Source organism: Acinetobacter sp. WZC-1 (genome assembly GCF_052544965.1).
Genome location: NZ_CP199370.1, coordinates 1,514,494 through 1,534,166 on the forward strand (window position 1 = coordinate 1,514,494; position 19,673 = coordinate 1,534,166).

The following is a 19,673-nucleotide window of genomic DNA, read 5'->3' on the forward strand; positions in this document are numbered from 1 at the left end:
TTTTTAGGGAACTGAACGGATCATCTGTCAATGGATCAGGGTTTTGTCAGTATTTTGCTGGCGTTTTACCAGGCACCTTAGCGGCTGAACAACCGCTTTTGTCCTACAGGCGGTCCAGGACCATACATTAAAACGTTTAGGTAGAACGATATGGAAAAAATGGTCAGGCGATCACCTGAGAAGTTCAGAGGAAACTTTGAAAGCCAGGTCAATGAAATTCATGCGCGTATAGCTGTATTGAATAAACTTACCGAATCAGGCAGGTCTGACACCCAGGTTGTGTCTTGAATTTGGTAGGCTTAGGAGAAATATACCTTTTAAATGTTTGTGCAACAAAGCCAATATCATATGTAAGTTTTTTGTTCTATTGCATTAAGAAAAAATTAAAAAATACAAATCATGAGTTTTACTATGATTCATTGAGGGAGATATTCCAGGAATATTGATCCACAATGAATTGTATAAACGTTCAATAAAATTCTAAAAATTATCTATCTATCTATCTCTTTCTGCATTGATTTCTTCTGCTTTTGATCTATTTCCCATTGTTTCCAGTCTTTTACAGGATCATTTTGTAATATGTACGTTGGATCAATATTTGTTTCTGAAAGCGGCTCACTAGTGCTACAAGCTGATAATAAAATGAATAATGGAAATATCATCAATAGGTTTTTCATAAAAAATAACTTTCGTAAATTAAAATTCATAGTTTTGAAGTGTCATCAAAGAAAGAGATTGATGACGTTAAAGTATCGTGTACTCAATCCAACATAACATACACGATGATCAGATGGAATATCTTGAAATATTAAAAACACAACTCATTTATTAAAAATAAAATATTGAAACTAATTAAAAAATAATTTTAATATGGAATTTTTACAGTATGATTTATGCCCATAACAGAGGGTCTTTCCTGGAACGTGCATGCATCCGGTTACAGCAGTTCTGGTAAAACGATATTTCACATTTAACATTGAACACTCAAAGCATCAGGCACAGGCTGTATGTTCGATCACCTGTATTGTTCCGGTCTCCACCGCAACCACGGAGGCAGCAATTGCATCCACCACCCGACTGAGCGACAGACGGGAAGTGCTGACAATGTCTGCTATTTTATTGCCACCGGTTGTACGGACACTGTCACTGAAAGCCATCCGGCAACTGAACTGGCGGCGGTTTTGTACAGCCTGCTGAGCCGTTGCAGGCTGAGTCAGTGGCTGATTCGGATCATCCCGTTTAATCATCCAGCTGACTGCAACTTCAATATTACGATCTGTTCCATGGCCTGAACCTGTCACAATATCGAAACGGGAAAAATCAGTGGCTATCCGATAGGACACCCTGCCTCCGGTCATTCCGCTGTTATAACGGTCCACTGCCCCTAACTTCTGCTGCAAACCGGCAGACAGGCCATCCCGCAGCTCAGCCGCCAGTGTGGACGTCCAGCGTGCATTATCCAGTACAGTGGATTGACCGCGGCTGTCCTGCAACACCAGCGGTGTACGGTTCAGTCGGTCCGGCAAACCGACTGGCATCACTTCAATCACCCGGACCCCGGACCCCGGCAAAGCAGTTACCCTGGGTGTCAGGGTATAATAGCTGGGCGTGGTTGAGCTGGAACAGGCGCCCAGTCCAGCCAGTGCCAGGAGCAGCGCACAGCGTCTCAGGCGCTGCACTGAAACAATCGGCAGGTCAGATATACGGTTTTTTTTATTGATCATGATCGGTCTCTGATTTTTTTCCACGAATCAGTGATTCAGGGTGTTGTTCAATATAATCCGCCATCAGCTGCAGGGATGCAGCAGCACGGGTCATTTGCTGTAAGGCACGGCGCACATCCTGTTGCATTGGCGCATCACTCGACAAAATGGATTCGGTGGATCGCATGGTTTTACGTATATCATCCAGGGTTGCCTGCATGCCGGGTGCCACTTTGCCGTCCAGCTGTTTGACCAGTTTGTCTGTGGACTCCATTGTGGTATTCATATTTTTCAATGTCTTGCGTACGTCCTGGCCAATTTCTTCCAGTGGGAATCGGCTGAGTTTATCTGCAAGCTGTGAAACCTGTGCCTGTAATCCACTCAGCTCTGTTGGTGTGGTCGGGACTTCAACACGGCCATCTGTCCGGATTTTCAATGTGGCAGGCTTCGCTTTAGGGAACCGATCAAAAGCAATATAATTCTGACCGGTCAATAGATTCCCCGAACGCATCTGAGCGCGCAATCCCCGCTGAATAAACCGTTTCAGAACGGCATAATCAGGATCCAGTTCTTTCCCCTCTGCCAGCCGGGACGGATAAATATCTGCTTCAACGCGCATACGCAGCTGTGTATAGTCTGCATTGAATTCCACATTGATTGATGTGACATTGCCAATTCCAATGCCCATAAAATCAATGGGTGCGCCTGCGGATAAACCACGTAAGGACTGATCAAAATACATTACAAAGCGGTGTGCTTTCCCGTCAGGTTCCTTCAGTGCCTGGGCCCGTGTATCCCATAAGTTAAAATGACTATTGCCCGTGGCTATGGCAGCGTCCGAGTTTTCCGGATAACCAAATGCAATCCCCCCTGCAATAATACTGGCCAGTGATTGTGTATTCAGGTTAAAACCGGAGGCATTTAAACTGACATCCACACCACTGGCCTGCCAAAAACGTGCATCAGTGGTGACAAATTTATCATAGGGATCCTGAATAAATGTCTGTAATTCAACGCTTTTACCATCGGTTGCCAGTTTGTAGGCCGTTATCTGACCAACATTAATCCGACGGAAATAGATTGGAGAACCTATATCCAGCGAGCCCAGATCATTGGCTTTTAAGAAAAAGACTTTCCCGGGAACATCAGATGTCACCACAGGTGGGACTTCCAGGCCGACAAAATGGTCTTCCCGTTCTTTTGCCTTGCCGCCATCGACTTCAATATAGGCACCGGACAATAAGGTATCAATACCGGAAACTCCCCGGGCACCAATCCGTGGACGCACCACCCAGAAGCGGGAGTCCTTTGTCGCAAAATTACTGGCATCCTTACGCAGTTCAATCTGGGCAATCACATGCGAGTGATCATCTGAAAGATCAATCTGACGCACCAGTCCAATATCCACCTGTTTAAACCGGACAGTGGTTTTACCGGCCACCAGGCCTTCGGCCGTCCTGAATGAAACATAAATGGTCGGTCCGGTATCCAGCACAGCTTTGACCGCCAGTGACAGGGCAATTAACAGCGCAACAAATGGAATCAGCCAGATCAGTGATGGCCTCCATCGCCCTGTCTTTTTCTCAGGTTCGGGAAGATCCTGACGATTCTCCTGTACCTTATCCGGTTCATGATCCTGATTGGTGCTGGTCACTTGATTTTCAGACATACTCATTGTTCTTTTATTGGCTGGAATTGGAAAAATCATTATTCAGCGGTGGACGTGCTGTCTGAATAACAGTTGCACTTTCCTCAGAAAGTGATGGCGGGCCGCCGGCCCGGGCTGAATACCGGGTTGAATAATAGTTATCCCAGATGATGCGTGGATCAAAACTGAGCGATGCAAACATGGTTAACACCACCACTGCCCCAAAAGCCACAGCCCCTGGCCCGGCCACTATGGTGGCAAGTGACTCAATCTGGATCAGTGCGGTCAGTAATGCCACCACGAATACGTCAATCATGGACCAGCGCCCGACAAATTCAACAATACGATACAGCATGCTGCAGTGTTCCGGTAAAAAATGCCATCGTGCAGAGGCCTGCATATTCGTGGCAATCAGTAAGAAGCACAGAATCAGCAGTTTCAGCATGGGAATAAAAATACTGGCCATAAAAATAACCGTTGCGACCAGATAATCACCACTTTGCCAGAAATAGATGACGCCACTCATGATGGTGTCCTGCTGCTGACCCATAAGAGAATCGGTCACAGTCATTGGAAGCACATTGGCCGGAATGTATAAAATAATGGCTGCAATCACCAATGCCAGCGTTCGATCCAGGCTACTGGGCTTACGCCGATGCAATACGCTGTGACACCTTGAACAGCGTGAAACTTTTTTGCTGTCTGTCGTCCCCTCGGATGCTACTGGATTCAGTAACCCACAACTGTGGCACAACACCAGTGACAAATCAGCCGCCCTTAAATACCGTTGCCGCATATCAGCAGGGTCGATGCCATGTTTTTTTAAATTGGCATGTTTCTTCAGATCAGGTTGCACTGCTGTATTATCGGCTGTTTTCATGGCAGACACCTGTCAATCTGATTCCATAGGTCTTTGACCCGGACTGATGTAATATAAACCATCAATAGGCTCAGTACCGCAAGTGACCACAATGCCACCCCCGGAATCACCACAACCATCCCCACCAGTTTTACCAGTGTTACCAGCACACCAATTAAAAAAACCTCAATCATGCTCCAGGTTCTGAACAGCGAAATCAGACGCAAAGCACCAACTGAATATATGGGACGGATCTTCAACAGACTGACCGATGAGAGCACATAAAGTAACAGCAACAGGTCCATGAGTGGTGCAATAAACGTAGTGATCAGAATTAATATCCCAACCAGCGCCCGATCTGTATGAAACATTGCCCATGCAGCACCCAGCAGCGTGGTCTGTGAAGTGTTGCCCTGTAACTCAACCTCTACGATGGGAAAGCTATTGGCAATTATAAATACAATCAGCGCAGTCACCACCAGCGCCAGTAATATGCTGAGGGGTTTGCTCTGTCGATAAAGTTCAGCACCACAGCATACACAATATGCCCGCTCTCCCGGAGCAAGCTGTATTTTCCGGTATACCGTATCGCACTCTTCACAGCCTGCAAGTTCTGTCGGCGATTGATAACCACGTATGGAACCAGGCGGAGTGGCGGCAGATGAAACTGGGGAATGTTGGCTCATAGAGCATGAATACCCGTGAATGCAGCCTGAGATAAAGTCATATATTGCTATATCTTATTCGTGATCATAAAGATGATTTATGATGTTTTTGATCATATCCTGTTCACTTTGTATAAACAATCACTGTATTGCAAAATCTCTGATTTAAGCTTTTTCCATGCATTTTACAGTCATCTGCACAAATGTCTGAACGGGGCTCATGACTGCTCTGGCTGTTTTCAGCCTGACCTTGGCGCCAGTAATACCGGCATTAATCCAGTGGATTGCCCGTGATATTGCTTAAAATCCCTTTCATAATATGCCCACCTTCTTCCTGACGTAATTCGGCATACCATTGCCGGGTCATTTGTTCATCCTTCATATGGGTGATATCACAGCGTTTTCTTGCCCTTAATACCAGTTCATTGGCCCGGGCATTGCGCTTGTTCTGATAGCGTTTCAGTGCGTCTTCAACCCCCAGCGTATTAATTTGCAATACCCGGGCCAGATAAATGGCATCCTCCATGGCCTGACAACCGCCCTGACCAATATCCGGTGTGGTGCTGTGGGCGGCATCTCCGACAATAACCACCCGCCCTTTATAAAACTGACTGAATGGCTCAATATCATGAATTTCCACCCGATTGGTTGTCTGTTCATCCAGCCGGTCAATCAGATGCTGCACCTGCGGACACCAACCTCTGAAATAGTGCTTTAGCCGGGTTTTGTATTGGTTACGGTCATTTTCAAGCCCGGCCGGCAATGGGACATCAAAAAAGAAATAAAAGCGCTGTCCTGCAACCGGCATCAGTGAAACCCGTTTGCCTTCAGCAACAAAGGTGGTCCACTGGTCCGGTGGTGCAAGCTGTTCTGAAATCTCCACCAGGCCGTTCCAGTTAACATAACCGGCATAACGGCGCTCGACCTGTTCGCCCAGTACATAGCTGCGGGTAATGGAATGGGTGCCATCTGCCCCGACCACCAGCTCAGCATCTGCTGTTTCTCCATCTGCAAATCTGATGCTGACCTGCTGCGCAGTTTCTGACAGTGAAACCATTTTTTTCGCCAGATGAATATTCTCACGCCCAAATTCATCCATCAGCATGCTCTGCAATTCTGCACGGGAAACCGGATAAGGCCGCTGCCCGGCCTCTTCAATCAGGGGCGATAAGCTGAACTGGGTCATGGTGTCACCGGTCAGGCCATCCAGATAGGCCAGGTAGTCCATCTGACCGCCCAGTCTGGCCAGTTTTCGGTTTAAACCAAGATAGTTCAGACACTTAACACCATTTGGCCACAGGGAAATTGCAGCACCAACAGCAAGGATCTGCTGAGCCTGTTCATAGATGGTCACTTCATGTCCAAATTTCTGGAGTGCAATTGCTGTGGTTAGGCCACCAATGCCTGCACCAATAATGACGATTTTCATCCATGACTCCTGCTGTTTTTCAGATATTCTGTTCCTGAAAAGCTAAAAACGTGCCATTTCCACCCAAATGCATGAACTTTCTTTTAAAGCTGGCATAAGCCATGCATTCATCAAAAGGTAATTGCCTGTCTGAATCATTGACTGAACCCTTATGGTGCAGATTTCAGACCAGCCTGCGAAACAGATTTTAAATCCCGTGGAAGATAAAGAATGGCTACACTATTTGCCCCTGTTTTTGAAGTCCCTGCACAGCTGCAACAGCTGACTAACCTGGCCGATGCCAGAATTGGTGCAGAAATTATCGAGTGTTCAGATGATTTTTTTGCAGAAGCAAAACGTATGCTGCAATTTGAAGCACCAGTGTTCATTGAAGATAAATTTGATGATCATGGAAAATGGATGGACGGATGGGAAACCCGCCGCAAACGCCATGCCGGTTATGACTGGGCCATTATCAGACTCGGTGTCAGCGGGAAAATCACCGCACTGGATATTGATACGACTTTTTTCAGCGGCAATTACCCGGCGTCTGCATCGGTTGAAGCATGCTATGCCCCGGATCATGATCTGAGCACTGCACAGTGGCAAAATATTCTGGCTAACCATGTACTGGGGCCGGATCAACACCACATTCTGAGTATTGATACTGAACAGGTTTTTTCACACATCCGCCTGAATATCTTTCCTGATGGCGGTATTGCCAGGTTGCGTGTCTATGGTCAGGTCCATATTCCACAAACGGATCATGCTCAGGTTCGGGATCTGCTCGCGCTTGAACATGGCGGACGAGTGATTGCCTTCAGTGACGCACACTATGGCCATCCTCGTAATCTGATTAACCCTGGTCGTGGCATCAATATGGGAGATGGCTGGGAAACCCGCCGTCGCCGTGTCCCGGGATTTGACTGGTGCATTTTAGCCCTGGGCAGTGCCGGTCATATTGAAAAAATCGACATTGATACTGCACACTTTAAGGGCAATTATCCGGCTGAGGTATCCATTCAGGCCATTTTTCTTGAAGATGCCACAGATGCCCAGCTGATTCCGCAAAGCATGTTCTGGCCATTTCTGCTGAATGCCCAACCCATGCAGATGGATCATATTCATCATTTTCTTGATGAAATTATCGTACATCAACGAATTTCCCATATCCGCATCAACATGATTCCGGATGGCGGCATCAGCCGTGTTCGCTTATGGGGAAAAAATACAACAGATGAGTAAGCAATATGTCTCAGCTTAACGCTCAATTACATGCGCAGTCTAAGGCTCAGACTGAGATTGTCATTCAGCCGCTCTGTGCGGAATCCTTTGCTGCCTTTGGTGAAGTCATCAGTAGCGAAGGCCATGATTTCTTTCATATCAATCATGCTGAAACCGAACGCTATCATGCGCTGAGTCAGGCCGTTGCCGAAGGTGATGCGCATATTGCAGTGAGCCTGTTCAGAAACCTGAAATCCACCGCCATACCATTTCAGGTGAACATGCTGGAACGGCACCCCCTGGGTTCACAGACGTTCATTCCCATGCAGGGGCAGGTTTTCCTGATTGTGGTTGCTCCAGCCCTGGATGCTGACCGGCCTGACATTAGCCGGTTACAGGTTTTTATCAGCAATGGTTCCCAGGGAGTGAATTATCGCATCGGAACATGGCATCATCCATTGCTGACACTTGAAGCACCCAGTGATTTTGCCGTGATTGACCGGATTGGACCCGGGCACAACTGCGATGTGTTCAGCTTTGCCCCGCTTCAGATTGTACTTCCATAGACCTACTCATCCATCAAAAGCGCACAGGCAGGTGCGCTGAGACTGCAACGGTTTAATGCTGTGTGTCTGGCATCCGTTCTGGACGGGTTATGGTTTTTGTGGTTGTTTTAAAGAAGCGTAAATGATTAAACAACACATTCAGGAATATCGCCATTAAACAGGTTGAACTGATGCCGGAATGAAATAAGCTCTGCACCCATCCGGGGAAATGCGCATAAAAATCATGATCAATAATCGGGATCATACCGACAGCAATGGAGGTGGCAACAATAATCAGATTCTTTTGTTCATCATAATCAATTTTTGCCAGGGTGCGAATGCCACTGGCGGCGACGGTACCAAATAACACCAGGCCTGCACCGCCCAATACCGGCACCGGAATGGCAGCAATCAGCCGACCCATGACAGGCAATACACCAAGAATCACCAGTATCACCCCACCGGCTGCCACTACAAAACGACTTTTCACTCCTGTAATGGCCACCAGCCCGACATTCTGGGCAAAAGCACTTTGCATAAAGGAGGAGAAAACCGGTGCTATCGCACTGGACAGCATATCCGCACGTAAACCTGCGGCAATACGTTTTGAATCCACCTCAGTACCGACTATTTCGCCCACCGCAATAACATCTGCGGTGGTTTCCGTCATAATCACCAGCGTCACAATCAGCATGGAAAGAATGGCGGTTGCTTCAAATACCGGCAGACCAAAGGCAAACAGACCGGGGGTCTGAATCCACGCACCCTCAGTAATTGTCGAAAAATCACCGAATCCGAGTAAATAAGCCAGGATTGAACCCGAAACAATCGCCATTAAAATGGCCAGGCGACGAATGGCAGCATTCCGGGTCAGATTCAATAATATGACGATACCCAGTGTCATGGCCGCCAGGGAAATATTGGCTGTGCTTCCCCATTCGGGTGACTGGCTGTTTCCGCCCATCATCCAGCGGACAGCGACAGGCAGGAGTGATAATCCAATCATGGTAATCACCGACCCGGTCACCACCGGAGGGAAAAAGCGGATGATTTTTGAAAAATAAGGGGCAAGCAGAAAACCGATCAATGCGGCTACAATTACTGCGCCATAAACAGCCTGTAAGCCACCACTGGTGGTGACAATGGCAACCGTTGTGGCCACACCGGCAAAGGAAACGCCCTGGACCAGAGGCAATTGTGCGCCGACATGTCGAATGCCAAGGGTCTGTAACAGCGTGGCCAGTCCACCCACAAACAGTGCTGCTGCAACCAGCACACCTATTCCGGCAGATGACAGCCCTGCTGCGTTACCAATAATCAGGGGCGGTGCGATAATACCGCCGTACATGGTCAGCACATGCTGCAGCCCATAAGCCACACTTTTGCCCAGTCCCAGGTATTCATGTTCTGGCGATGGTCCATTACTCTGATTGTGCGTATTATCCGGGTTCTGTATATTGCTCTGGTTCCACATGGTCGACGCTTCCTGTTTTGGTTGACCCAATCTGTTCAGCTGAATCTGTTTACATGGTCTGACTGCTGTTTCTGTACACGGCTTTTTACAGCTGCTATTTATATATTTCTTTTACACGTTAAACACTTTTTTAACTGCCTCTATAGGTCGAATAGGCAAAGGGACTGATCAGCAATGGCACATGATAATGTTGCTGACTGTCCGTAATGAAAAAATCAATACTGACCTTTGGAAAAAAGGTCTTCAGCTGCATGGACTGAAACCAGGCTTCAGTCAGAAACTCAAGCCGATAGGCCCCGGCCTGAAACTCAGCATGGTTAAAATCTGCAATACGTCCATCGGTATTGGTCTGTGTCTCAGCAAGTAACTGACCATCTGCCGTATACAGTCTGACTGTTACACCAGCGGCAGGTTGCCCCAGATGAGTATCCAGAATATGGGTGCTGATCATGGCTGAATCTCCTGTGCCAGTCTGAACAGGGCGATGTCCATCAGCTGCTGATGAACAATCTGCCGCTCTGTTTCCGGGTCATTGTTTAGGCGATAATGCAGCGTGGTTAAAATATCATTGGCATTTAAACCTGCAGCCCGGATCAGGAAAATAAAACCAAATTTACGCTCATAGACCAGGTTGCCCTGCTCAATGGCCTGTCGGGTATTCTGGTCCTGACTGATTGCAGCCTGTTCCTGTGCAGAAAAGATCTGTTCCTTTGAACTGAGTGATGATGACGCCTTTTTTTCACCAATCCGTGGATGGTTACTCAGTGCTACGTCAATGTCAGACCAGTGCCAGCCCTGTGCCTGCAGTTTTGCAAAGTCCATCAGCTCTGCCAGGGATGCAAATGGCCGCTGCTGCTGAATTGCCCTGACCCAGTGCTCAATATTGACGCAATTTCTGAGTAAATCATGAATATCGGAAACAGTTGCCTGATTAAATTCTGCAAGTTGCACAGTCATCGCCTGATCAATTGAACATTTAGACCCTGAATAAATAGCAATAACAATGCCAGCTATACGGATTCAACCCGTCGATCTGGCTTTGACACTATGCTGTTGATACCAGTGAGCGGAAATATCACCGCGTCGGCAGATCCATACCCTGTCATGGGACTGGATATAATCCAGAAATTTCTGCAACATTTTAAAGCGTCCCGGACGCCCCAGAATGCGGCAATGCATGCCAATGGACAGCATTTTCGGTGCAGTTTCACCTTCTGCATACAACACATCAAAGGCATCCCTTAAATACTGATAAAACTGCTCACCATGGCTGAAGCCTCCGGCAGAACAGAACTTCATATCATTGCTGTCCAGGGTATAGGGGATAATCAGATGCGGACGGCTGACCCCACTGCGGCTGGTGAGTGTGGTCCAGAAAGGCAGATCATCACCATAATAATCACAGTCATAGCTGATCTGCGGGAACTCTGCCAGCAACTGACGGGTATTTGGACTGTCCCGACCGGTATACCACCCAAGCGGTGCTTCACCAAACAGTGCTTCCAGTACACTGATGGCCTGATGCATATGCTGCTTTTCCTGTTCAATGTCCATGTTTTGATAGTGCAGCCAGCGCTGGCCATGTGAAACCACGTCGTAATGACTGGTCCGGATCGCTTCAACAATATAGGGATTGCGTGCCAGTGCCATACCGACACCAAAAATGGTCATGGGCAGATGACGCTTCTGGAATTCGTCATGAATCCGCCAGAAACCCGCCCGTGAACCATATTCATACATTGAATCCATCGACATGTGCTTATCCGGAAAACTGGCAGCACCGACAATCTCGGACAGAAATTGTTCCGACCCGGCATCGCCATGTTCCACATGATTTTCTGCACCTTCTTCATAATTCAGCACAAATTGCACGGCAATACGGGCCTGATCCGGCCAGCCGGCTTGTGGCGGCTGACCATGATAGCCCAGCAGATCCCGTGAATAAGGCGTTTTCCGGATGGAATCAATTAAATTCTGACCAGTTAGGTACTTTGATGACACCATTGAAATTCCTGTATGAAGACCATTCTCTTAAATCAGTAAGCGATAAATGTGCCAGTCTGAGTCACATACAGACCGAACCAATTCTGCAACAGGTCATCCGTACATCGCGACCAGATCGTGTTTTAGATCCTCCATCCGCTGGATCATCTGATCCATCAGTACAGTAGATGCACGGGAAAGCTGTCTGCGCGGATCCACACATAAAGCCACCGTCAGCGGCCTGATACCTTTTTCCTGTAATGGAATAAAAATCAGCTCTTTTTTCTCAAGATGGGGCAATACGTCCAGATAACTGAGTATGGCAATGCCCATATTCTGTTTCAGCATGGAAATCATCATCTGAATATGGTTACTGGTGGTGGTCTGAGCCGGCATGAACTGATGTTTCTTATAAATGGTCATCACCCTGTCGTGAATCATTAATGGCGCATCGGCGAGCATATGCCGACTGTCCACGGTGTCTGACAGGTTCAGCCGGACATTCTGTGCAAGTGCATGTGCCGGGCTCATGGCAAAACCGAGCGGAATTTCCACAAAGGTTCTGACATCCAGGTGGCTATTTTCCACCGGATCCAGCAGCAGGCCAAAATCCAGTTCGGTTGCCATAATTTTTTGTGCCACAGCTTCACTGCTGTCCATATCGATCCTGAAATTAATCCACGGATATTTTTCATGAATCTGCTGAATGGCATCAATCACAAAGCCCTCACTGAGTGCTGTAATCAGACCAAACTCTATGGTTCCTCTCTTCAGGCCCTGAATCTCATCAAATTTAATACGGGTCTGCTGAAATTCCCTATTCCATTTCAGTAGATCGGCATACAGCATTTCCCCGGCCAGTGTCAGTTTCAGACCGTTGGGAAAACGCTCAAACAACGGCACCCCCAGTTCCTCTTCAGCCAGGCTGATCTGACGGTGTATTGCAGAGACAGAAATATACAGATGATCTGCGGCTTTTCTTAAACTTCCGGTTCGGGCAACTTCCAGGAAATACGCTGCAAAGCGGGAAAAAGGCATGGTCATAGGAACCTGTTTAAGCTGAAAAGAATGGTATGTATGCCGGGGTTTCTTATTTTTGTTGAATGTTGAAAGCAATTTAAATTCCAGAAGCCGGGGCAAGCATTCATAACATGCATAAACAATGCCATATCATTTTTTACAGTCCTGAACAGAACAGTCTGCGGGTCGGCAGTGCAAAGGATAGATACAGATTATAGCGTGATGATATGATCTGCTATTTCACGTACTCGGGGATCATGACTGATGACCACACAGGTTTTGCCCTGGGCCGCGTTTTGCAGTGATGAAATGACGGTCATTGCCGCCTGACTGTCCAATCCGGTGGTTGGTTCGTCAAAAATCATCACCCGGGCACCATGATAAATCATCCGGGCAATACCAATACGCTGCGCCTGCCCACCTGATATGCCAACCCCCTGTTCGCCCAGTGTTCTATTGGAAAGAGACTGGCATTCACTGTCTGTAAAACCGGCCAGTTTCAGGCTATCTGCAAGTAAGGCAGGATCATATTGCGCCTGCATACTGACATTTTCATCCAGCGATAAATCAAAAATATCCACCTGTTGGCTCAAATAATAAATGTCTTCCATGCGCTGTTCGGTCAGAATGGAGCCCTGATAGGCAATTAACCCGGCCAGTGCTTTGGCCAGGCTTGTTTTTCCGGAACCGGAAACCCCTTCAATCAGTGAAATGGCAGATGATGGCAGATGCAGGTTTTTATAACGAATCACCTGCTCATCATAATGAATACTCAGGTTCTCAGTTTTAAAGCCCTGTGCTGTTAAATCAGTGGTGTGGGAAATTTTATTATCTGCCTTCGGAATTGATAAGAAATCAAATAATTGTCTGGAGCTCGAAATTCCGTTAATCAGCATTTTATAGTTAACAGAAAACTGCAACAAAGGCAGCGTAATTTGTATAATCAAACCATTGACCAAGACCAGCATGGCTATTTTATTTTCAATATTTAAATGAATGACCTGAAAGGTGGCAATTGCAATCAGTAAAAATAACAGCACGCCCTGAATCAAGCCCAGCAGCAGATTGGGTTTCAGCGAGTCCCGGACCTGGCGGATAAAAACCAGCAGCGCCTGATCATATCTTTGTTTTGCCCAGGATTTTTTATTAAAGGATCTGATGAGCTCAAATGAACGGATATGCTCTGCCATGACCTTATAATTGCTGGATGCAGACTGATACCATTTCTGGTTTAATTCATCCACTTTTTTAGACAGGTTGACTGTAATGATGATAAATATGCTCAACAGCAAAAAAATAAATATTGCCAGTGGCAATCCTGCTTTCATGCCACAGATCACAACCAGTAAAATAGCCTCAATACTGATCGGAAACAGTGCAAACACACCGTTATATAATGTACTCCGGATCCCGCCCATTCCCCTGTCAATAATCACGGAATATTCACTGGGCATTTTTTTTCTGACCTCATGAAAAGGCAGTGAAAAGTAGCTTTCCTGAACCATTGCATACAGATTACGCTGCAAAAACTGTTCAAAAACCACATAGCAGGAAAGCCTGAGCTCCTCATTGAATCTTAAAAGAAAAAAAATGGTGGCATAGCTCATACAGACAATAATCGTCCAATGCTCGACCGGATTGATAATGGTCACCAGATAAGCAAATACGATCGGTGTCATGATTCTTAACATCGTTGACAATAAAAAAAGACCAAAAGACACCAGGAACAATATACGGGTTAAACCATTACTGCTGCGCCAGTTTTCCCATATAAATCGGTAGATATATTTCTTCATGCAAAAGGTATTGGCCCGTTATTGATGGAATGGGTGAATCCATAGAATTTTTCAACATGTTTTAACGTCGTTAGATCCCTTTCAGATAACGTCATTCTTGGAAATCCATGCAGACTTTTCGTGACGATATAGAAGATTTTTTTCCTGTTGAAAAACACAATCTCTTTTTCAAACTGAATCAGATCATGGTCAGTAATCTGATTCAGAAAACGCTGCTCAGGTACAAATTCCCTGACAGCGGGCGTTTCCAGCATAAATGCAAATTTTTGTCTGATCGTACTGTCATTAAATGAGTGATATCCTCTTAACAACAGGTCAGGATTTTTATAGTATTCATTATTTTCAGAAAGCTCAGTCAGCTGAAACATCAGGATATAGGTCTGATATAACTCCAGCACCGATTTTGTAATGGCCTGATCAAAGTCTGTATTGCTGGATGCTCCTGCGGCATAATGTACTTTCCCGGAATCATCAATAAAAATGGCAAGAACTGTATAAAATGGTTGCACCAGGGAAATATCAATAAGATAGACATGACCGGCATTCAACAGGAAATCAAACAATCCCCTGAGCGGATATGGATATTGCTGCATATCCCTGCTTTCCATTTTTTTATATTTCAGAAAATGTCCGTAGTACCAAAAACTGACCAGTGCCTGCCTTTCACTGTATTCAGCCTGTGACGTCTGCATCGCCTGCTCATAATCTACATGTAATGCAGCACCGGAACTGTCCCGTAGACCAAAGAAGTCATCATCTGCACATTTGCCCAGGCTGAATAACACTCCGGGAACCAATACATCGTGGTTATTTCTGCGGGCAGAAACCAGCTGATATTGATGTTCCTGCAATACAGACGCTTCCAGTTCAATGGGAATGATATTCTCAACCCATTGTTTTATGTCTGGTTCAAGCATGGCAAGTGTGCCCTTTTCATCATAAAAATCAGGATCACAAAATGCCAGGTGGCGTTCTATGGCCTCACCAGCTGAACGAAGCACCACCTGATTGTCATAGCCCATTGAGCAACTGAACATGCCACCTTCAATTTTAATCCGGCCCAGTCGCGGTAAGGACAGATTGGGACTGGCATCAACCACAGGTGGTAAAAAATTTGGACCGATCATCTGCTTCTCCCGACCAGCTGACATATCACGGGCAGAAAAACCCCTGGGTCCATACCCAGTGATACTGCAAGCCTTTCATCATGAAAACCTCCCCAGACCCTGCTTTTCAGCGCCGCCTTTCCTGCAAGGATTTCCAGATTCCGATACATCGAACCAACTTCCATCAATCCCATGCGGTAACCACGAAAACGGTATTTACTGGCGCTTTTTGCTGCAAGCAGGCTATAAAAAATAAAAAAATCGTAGGGTTCAAACTCTTCTGAAGATTCAATAAACAGTGACTGGTTCACTTGCTCCTGATCCAGACAATCTACTTTTTCCAGCTGATGTGAAAAAGGCAGATAATGATATGCTCCTGCATCAAGTTCTGTAATATTATTCAGATAAACAAAGACCTGTGCACTATATAAAGCCCCACCGCTGGGATACGGCATGGTGTTATCCTGATCCACACCAAATGCCAGATTTAATATATGCATCAGTTGATCCCGTGCCAGTGGATCATGTCGGTGAAAAACCGATGCTGAGCTTTTTCTGCCATGATCCACTTGCTGTGGCTGAGTGCCGGTATCCACCAAATGCCCCCCCATCCGCTGCTCGGTTTTCGGCAGTGATTGCAAATCATAAAAATTTAAATTGGTTAATTTTCTACTGAAAGCAATTTTATTAAATAACAGTCGATTACAGGTCTTGGTATGAAAAATCTGTATTTGTTTTAAAATATCAGCATCGACTGCTTCATTAATCTGAAATATTTTTGAATCCTGCATTTTTTTTCCTGAAAAAATATTCGGAAGAGCAATTACACATTCCGGAAAAGGGTATATCGACTGAATGATGCGATAAGGTATTCGGGTTAATTAAGATTGCTTTTTCCGGAACCAGCCGGGATTGCAGCGATCTTCCATCACCGGTGAACAGTCCCAGATACTGACTCAGATATTTAATGCTATAGCTGAGGTCCAGTTTATTGAAAGGTAAACTGGGAAAGCTGGTTGCTTCATCAATATAATTATAAATTTCAGATAAACTGTTGATTTTTTCTGTTGAATCATTATAAATCTCACCACTGAGAAAATCATAACTGCATACCGGACAGGGTAAAATACTTTGCCTGGAATAGGCCGGCGTAATCACCAGATAATCCATCATCTGCAACATGAATATAATCAGCTGGTCATCATCTGCTTCTTTTATAATGTCTGAAATAAACTTTCTTTTAATGCCATTGCTATTCACAACCACCTGGATGCTTTTTTGCTGTGGTTTAAAGTGATCAGTGATTAAGTGTTTCTGACCAAAAAAATATTCAAATATTTTCCTGTCCCGCTGACTGTAAACAGAAAAAATGACTTCATCAAAAGCAGCCGAATCTGATTTGATCGAATGAATAATCCCCAGTTCATGACCGACATACTGTAAAGCATCTTCATAATCATCATTAAAAAAATCCTGAAGAATATTGTTGTCAATAAAGTTAAAATCTTTAATTTTATCAATGAAGTCAATCATTATCCTGTCTTCAACCAGGAATATACCATTCATTGTATGCACCAGTAAGCTCTGTGACTGGCGGTCCAGGCTGGTTTCAAACGGAACAATGCTGTATTTCATATATATGATCTTTAATATGTTTTTAATTTTAAATATCAATAAATTAAATATACCATTTTCAAAATGGTATATTTAATCACTGAGGCTTTATCAGAATTTAGTCAGGACAGCAGACCCTGCTGTTCTGAGATGTTGAAGAACAATTGTAGCAACCACCACCACTAGGATCGCTCGTAGTAATAATCACTGTATCATCACGATAATGAATACTTTTTTGACCTTCACGGGAGTTTTTCATCAATTTCTTACCGAATTTAGCTGTAGATTGAATAGACATGATCATTTTCCTTCTGTTGGGGATGTTTTTGTGCAGTTGTACTGCAAAATAAAACTAACATGGAAACTTTATCTAAAGAATCACGAAAGTGAAAATAAATGTTGCGCTGTACTTTTTATGTAAACCAATTTTAATTTCAATGAATCAACTGTGATTGAATCACTTTTCAAAAAAATAAAGCTGAAATCATATTTTATTTTTCCATTCTTTTTTTTAGAACATAAATTGCAAATTATTATAATGGACAGATTGTTCAATTAATTAAATACTGAATGCAGCCTGTAGTTGTTTGTCTGAACCATATCCATGCTGTATTTAAGCGGTTTATGTGTCATGTGGTCAATTTAAACAATTAAATTTTATTCCATATTTCAGCCATAACCTGTCAGGTCAGTTTTATGGAGATACACGGGGTACTGAATGAATGCCATTCCATTGGTAAATCTGGTCAACCAGCCTTGTTACAGTCAATTTAACCATAACGACTGGGAAATATTGTCACAGCACTGGTATCCGGTTGCACGTATTGAAGATGTGTCCACAACTCCACAACAGGTGATCTTGCTGGATGTAAAAATGGCCATTTATCGCACTGAAAGCGGTAAAATCCAGTTGGTCAGAAATATCTGTCCGCATCGTGGTGTGCCCCTGAGCAAAGGCTGGGTTGAAGGCGAAGAAATTATCTGTCCCTATCACGGTCTGCATTTCAATACCGAAGGAAAATGCACCAGAATTCCTGCTCAGCCTGACCTGACTAAAATTTCAGATCGCTTCAGTCTGACCCGCTTTCCTGTGGTTTTAAAATATGGCCTGGTCTGGACCAGTATTCAGAGCCGTCATCCGGACAGCGCCAGTCTGCCAGTACTGGACAGCTGGGAAATGGAAGAACATCAATCCATTTTACCCCCCTATGTGGATATTGCCGGCTCCAGTGGTCGCCAGCTTGAAGGCTTTATTGATGTGGCTCATTTTGCCTGGGTTCACCATCAGAGTTTTGCAGACCGGGACGCACCCGTCGTCCCCCGATATTCCACGGTCAAAACAGACTATGGTTTACATACCGAATATGAAAGTCATGTCAGTAATTACCCACATGGTTTACAGCATCTGGCACCGGAAGGTTTTATCTGGAAACGGGTTTTTGATGTCTACCCGCCCTTTTCAGCGACACTGACCGTTTATTTTCCCAACAATGGTATTTTAAAAATTTTAAATGCCTGCTGTCCGGTGTCGCATAACCAAACCCGTCTGTTTGTTCCTTTAACCCGCAATTTTGATACCACCGGAGATTTGCAGGCCGTTTATGATTTCAATGCTCAGATTTTCAGTGAAGATCAGGATATTGTCGAATCACAGCATCCGGAAGAACTGCCACTGGATCTGACCATGGAAGCTCATTTTGAAGCAGATCGTTCATCCACCACCTATAGAAGAATACTGGCAGATATGGGCTTAAGTAAGCGTTATACCGTCTAAAAGCCAACTGTTATATTCCCGGCAGTGGATGGATTGAATCATCCGGTTAAGCATGTTCCACTGCCGAAAAACCATCTTCTTCCAGCGCCAGTAAAATATGCCGGGCGGGTTCTGAGCTTTCAAGTTCAACCGTTTTTGATGCAACATCAATATGAACACTGGCAGCAGGATCAACCGCTTTAATGCTTGCAGTGACAATGCGGGCACAACCGTCGCAGGTCATATTTTCAATGGTCAGTTTCATTACAGACTCCTCTTCCGATTTGGACAATTAGCTAAAGTTCAGTAATCACTTTAAACCCTGCCATATGGTTAAGGTCAAGTGATTGATGGCATTATTTTCCGACTCAGTCCAGCGCCCCGGAGTTTATTGACTGGAATCACGGACAACTGAGACTTCCATGCCTTTTTCCAGCTGATTTAAAATAGTACAGTCCGGGTTTTGATCACCGGCGCAGCAGGCAACCGACTGCTGTAGAACATTCACCATGTCCTGCATGGTCCGAATCCTGTGATTCAGTTCATCCATATGTTTCTGCGCCAGCTGCTTCACTTCCGCACTGTGCCGACCGGTGTTTTGCCATAATGAAACCAGTTCTTTCATCTGTTCAGAAGAAAAGCCGAGTTCACGGGCATGGCGGATAAAACTCAGTGTTTTTAAGTCACGCTCTGTATACATGCGATAGCCGGCATCTGACCTGGGCGCAGGACCAATTAAACCAATCTCTTCATAATAACGAATCATTTTTGAAGAAATTCCAGCCCGCCTGGCCGCCTGTCCAATGTTCATTTTCCACCTCAGTCAGCGTATTGCTGAAAATCACGCCGGTCCATCATCCGGCATATTTTATGCT

Annotated in this window: 20 protein-coding genes and 1 pseudogene; 4 read left to right on the plus strand and 17 right to left on the minus strand. The window is 45.3% G+C overall.

Features of this window, described 5'->3' with window-relative positions; all coding sequences use genetic code 11:
* Positions 1 to 124: 124 nt before the first annotated feature.
* Positions 125 to 288, plus strand: a pseudogene (locus tag ACT6PV_RS07005) (IS5/IS1182 family transposase); the annotation flags it as partial.
* 704 nt (positions 289 to 992) lie between these two features.
* On the opposite strand, the gene ACT6PV_RS07010 reads toward ACT6PV_RS07005, so the two are convergent.
* From ACT6PV_RS07010 to hpxO, 5 genes are all read right to left on the minus strand, one after another.
* Positions 993 to 1,724 carry a PqiC family protein gene (locus ACT6PV_RS07010; RefSeq protein WP_445115695.1) on the minus strand — a complete coding sequence of 244 codons (732 nt, stop codon included), beginning with the start codon at positions 1,722 to 1,724 and terminating at the stop codon, positions 993 to 995.
* Positions 1,714 to 3,378, minus strand: a complete 1,665-nt coding sequence (locus tag ACT6PV_RS07015) for a PqiB family protein (RefSeq protein WP_445115696.1) — start codon at positions 3,376 to 3,378, stop codon at positions 1,714 to 1,716. The genes ACT6PV_RS07010 and ACT6PV_RS07015 overlap by 11 nt, the downstream gene beginning before the upstream one ends.
* A 7-nt stretch (positions 3,379 to 3,385) precedes the next feature.
* Complete coding sequence (locus ACT6PV_RS07020) at positions 3,386 to 4,147, minus strand: paraquat-inducible protein A (protein ID WP_445117055.1); 762 nt, start codon at positions 4,145 to 4,147, stop codon at positions 3,386 to 3,388.
* An 80-nt stretch (positions 4,148 to 4,227) separates the two neighbouring features.
* Positions 4,228 to 4,896 carry a paraquat-inducible protein A gene (locus ACT6PV_RS07025; protein WP_445115697.1) on the minus strand — a complete coding sequence of 223 codons (669 nt, stop codon included), beginning with the start codon at positions 4,894 to 4,896 and terminating at the stop codon, positions 4,228 to 4,230.
* Between the two features lie 250 nt (positions 4,897 to 5,146).
* Positions 5,147 to 6,304, minus strand: coding sequence for an FAD-dependent urate hydroxylase HpxO (gene hpxO / locus ACT6PV_RS07030; RefSeq protein ID WP_445115698.1), 1,158 nt, complete (start codon positions 6,302 to 6,304; stop codon positions 5,147 to 5,149).
* A gap of 210 nt (positions 6,305 to 6,514) precedes the next feature.
* Here hpxO and alc point away from each other — a divergent pair, with 210 nt between their 5' ends.
* Positions 6,515 to 7,528 (plus strand): allantoicase, encoded by a 1,014-nt coding sequence (alc, locus tag ACT6PV_RS07035; RefSeq protein WP_445115699.1) that lies wholly within the window; start codon positions 6,515 to 6,517, stop codon positions 7,526 to 7,528.
* A 5-nt stretch (positions 7,529 to 7,533) separates the two neighbouring features.
* On the plus strand, positions 7,534 to 8,073 hold the full coding sequence (locus tag ACT6PV_RS07040) for an ureidoglycolate lyase (RefSeq protein WP_445115700.1): 540 nt from the start codon (positions 7,534 to 7,536) through the stop codon (positions 8,071 to 8,073).
* A gap of 52 nt (positions 8,074 to 8,125) precedes the next feature.
* On the opposite strand, the gene ACT6PV_RS07045 is transcribed toward ACT6PV_RS07040, so the two are convergent.
* The 10 genes from ACT6PV_RS07045 to ACT6PV_RS07090 form a co-directional block, all read right to left on the minus strand.
* The gene (locus tag ACT6PV_RS07045) at positions 8,126 to 9,526 is read right to left on the minus strand and encodes a nucleobase:cation symporter-2 family protein (RefSeq protein ID WP_445117056.1); all 1,401 of its coding nucleotides are present in this window, start codon (positions 9,524 to 9,526) and stop codon (positions 8,126 to 8,128) included.
* A 130-nt stretch (positions 9,527 to 9,656) separates the two neighbouring features.
* Positions 9,657 to 9,977, minus strand: a complete 321-nt coding sequence (uraH, locus tag ACT6PV_RS07050; protein ID WP_445115701.1) for a hydroxyisourate hydrolase — start codon at positions 9,975 to 9,977, stop codon at positions 9,657 to 9,659.
* Positions 9,974 to 10,477: a 2-oxo-4-hydroxy-4-carboxy-5-ureidoimidazoline decarboxylase gene (gene uraD, locus ACT6PV_RS07055; protein ID WP_445115702.1), complete on the minus strand. Its 504-nt coding sequence runs from the start codon at positions 10,475 to 10,477 to the stop codon at positions 9,974 to 9,976. The genes uraH and uraD overlap by 4 nt, the downstream gene beginning before the upstream one ends.
* Positions 10,478 to 10,546: 69 nt before the next feature.
* A complete protein-coding gene (gene puuE / locus ACT6PV_RS07060) occupies positions 10,547 to 11,530 on the minus strand; it encodes an allantoinase PuuE (RefSeq protein WP_445115703.1) in 984 nt (327 codons plus the stop codon).
* A 93-nt stretch (positions 11,531 to 11,623) separates the two neighbouring features.
* Positions 11,624 to 12,553, minus strand: coding sequence for a LysR family transcriptional regulator (locus ACT6PV_RS07065; protein ID WP_445115704.1), 930 nt, complete (start codon positions 12,551 to 12,553; stop codon positions 11,624 to 11,626).
* Positions 12,554 to 12,741: 188 nt separating this feature from the next.
* Positions 12,742 to 14,325 carry an ATP-binding cassette domain-containing protein gene (locus ACT6PV_RS07070; protein WP_445115705.1) on the minus strand — a complete coding sequence of 528 codons (1,584 nt, stop codon included), beginning with the start codon at positions 14,323 to 14,325 and terminating at the stop codon, positions 12,742 to 12,744.
* Positions 14,322 to 15,452 (minus strand): YcaO-like family protein, encoded by a 1,131-nt coding sequence (locus ACT6PV_RS07075; RefSeq protein WP_445115706.1) that lies wholly within the window; start codon positions 15,450 to 15,452, stop codon positions 14,322 to 14,324. The genes ACT6PV_RS07070 and ACT6PV_RS07075 overlap by 4 nt, the downstream gene beginning before the upstream one ends.
* The gene (locus tag ACT6PV_RS07080) at positions 15,449 to 16,222 is read right to left on the minus strand and encodes a SagB/ThcOx family dehydrogenase (protein ID WP_445115707.1); all 774 of its coding nucleotides are present in this window, start codon (positions 16,220 to 16,222) and stop codon (positions 15,449 to 15,451) included. The genes ACT6PV_RS07075 and ACT6PV_RS07080 overlap by 4 nt, the downstream gene beginning before the upstream one ends.
* Positions 16,194 to 17,066: a hypothetical protein gene (locus ACT6PV_RS07085; protein ID WP_445115708.1), complete on the minus strand. Its 873-nt coding sequence runs from the start codon at positions 17,064 to 17,066 to the stop codon at positions 16,194 to 16,196. Before ACT6PV_RS07085 ends, ACT6PV_RS07080 begins: the two co-directional genes overlap by 29 nt.
* A 97-nt stretch (positions 17,067 to 17,163) precedes the next feature.
* On the minus strand, positions 17,164 to 17,343 hold the full coding sequence (locus ACT6PV_RS07090) for a hypothetical protein (RefSeq protein WP_445115709.1): 180 nt from the start codon (positions 17,341 to 17,343) through the stop codon (positions 17,164 to 17,166).
* A gap of 420 nt (positions 17,344 to 17,763) precedes the next feature.
* Between ACT6PV_RS07090 and ACT6PV_RS07095 the strand changes: the two genes are divergently transcribed.
* A complete protein-coding gene (locus ACT6PV_RS07095) occupies positions 17,764 to 18,819 on the plus strand; it encodes a Rieske 2Fe-2S domain-containing protein (RefSeq protein ID WP_445115710.1) in 1,056 nt (351 codons plus the stop codon).
* A gap of 46 nt (positions 18,820 to 18,865) precedes the next feature.
* Here the strand turns inward: ACT6PV_RS07095 and ACT6PV_RS07100 are convergent, their stop codons facing one another.
* Together ACT6PV_RS07100 and cueR are read right to left on the minus strand one after the other, a co-directional pair.
* The gene (locus ACT6PV_RS07100; RefSeq protein ID WP_445115711.1) at positions 18,866 to 19,063 is read right to left on the minus strand and encodes a heavy-metal-associated domain-containing protein; all 198 of its coding nucleotides are present in this window, start codon (positions 19,061 to 19,063) and stop codon (positions 18,866 to 18,868) included.
* A gap of 123 nt (positions 19,064 to 19,186) precedes the next feature.
* Positions 19,187 to 19,609 carry a Cu(I)-responsive transcriptional regulator gene (cueR, locus tag ACT6PV_RS07105; RefSeq protein WP_445115712.1) on the minus strand — a complete coding sequence of 141 codons (423 nt, stop codon included), beginning with the start codon at positions 19,607 to 19,609 and terminating at the stop codon, positions 19,187 to 19,189.
* Positions 19,610 to 19,673: the final 64 nt, after the last annotated feature.

Coding starts and splice junctions, on each gene's coding strand:
- hpxO (WP_445115698.1), bottom strand. CDS start 6,304: ATGAAAATCGTCATTATTGGTGCAGGCATTGGTGGCCTAACCACAGCA.
- ACT6PV_RS07085 (WP_445115708.1), bottom strand. CDS start 17,066: ATGAAATACAGCATTGTTCCGTTTGAAACCAGCCTGGACCGCCAGTCA.
- ACT6PV_RS07070 (WP_445115705.1), bottom strand. CDS start 14,325: ATGAAGAAATATATCTACCGATTTATATGGGAAAACTGGCGCAGCAGT.
- ACT6PV_RS07100 (WP_445115711.1), bottom strand. CDS start 19,063: ATGAAACTGACCATTGAAAATATGACCTGCGACGGTTGTGCCCGCATT.
- ACT6PV_RS07090 (WP_445115709.1), bottom strand. CDS start 17,343: ATGTCTATTCAATCTACAGCTAAATTCGGTAAGAAATTGATGAAAAAC.
- ACT6PV_RS07020 (WP_445117055.1), bottom strand. CDS start 4,147: ATGCGGCAACGGTATTTAAGGGCGGCTGATTTGTCACTGGTGTTGTGC.
- ACT6PV_RS07080 (WP_445115707.1), bottom strand. CDS start 16,222: ATGCAGGATTCAAAAATATTTCAGATTAATGAAGCAGTCGATGCTGAT.
- ACT6PV_RS07095 (WP_445115710.1), top strand. CDS start 17,764: ATGAATGCCATTCCATTGGTAAATCTGGTCAACCAGCCTTGTTACAGT.
- uraH (WP_445115701.1), bottom strand. CDS start 9,977: ATGATCAGCACCCATATTCTGGATACTCATCTGGGGCAACCTGCCGCT.
- ACT6PV_RS07075 (WP_445115706.1), bottom strand. CDS start 15,452: ATGATCGGTCCAAATTTTTTACCACCTGTGGTTGATGCCAGTCCCAAT.
- alc (WP_445115699.1), top strand. CDS start 6,515: ATGGCTACACTATTTGCCCCTGTTTTTGAAGTCCCTGCACAGCTGCAA.
- ACT6PV_RS07010 (WP_445115695.1), bottom strand. CDS start 1,724: ATGATCAATAAAAAAAACCGTATATCTGACCTGCCGATTGTTTCAGTG.
- ACT6PV_RS07040 (WP_445115700.1), top strand. CDS start 7,534: ATGTCTCAGCTTAACGCTCAATTACATGCGCAGTCTAAGGCTCAGACT.
- cueR (WP_445115712.1), bottom strand. CDS start 19,609: ATGAACATTGGACAGGCGGCCAGGCGGGCTGGAATTTCTTCAAAAATG.
- puuE (WP_445115703.1), bottom strand. CDS start 11,530: ATGGTGTCATCAAAGTACCTAACTGGTCAGAATTTAATTGATTCCATC.
- ACT6PV_RS07015 (WP_445115696.1), bottom strand. CDS start 3,378: ATGAGTATGTCTGAAAATCAAGTGACCAGCACCAATCAGGATCATGAA.
- ACT6PV_RS07065 (WP_445115704.1), bottom strand. CDS start 12,553: ATGACCATGCCTTTTTCCCGCTTTGCAGCGTATTTCCTGGAAGTTGCC.
- ACT6PV_RS07045 (WP_445117056.1), bottom strand. CDS start 9,526: ATGTGGAACCAGAGCAATATACAGAACCCGGATAATACGCACAATCAG.
- ACT6PV_RS07025 (WP_445115697.1), bottom strand. CDS start 4,896: ATGAGCCAACATTCCCCAGTTTCATCTGCCGCCACTCCGCCTGGTTCC.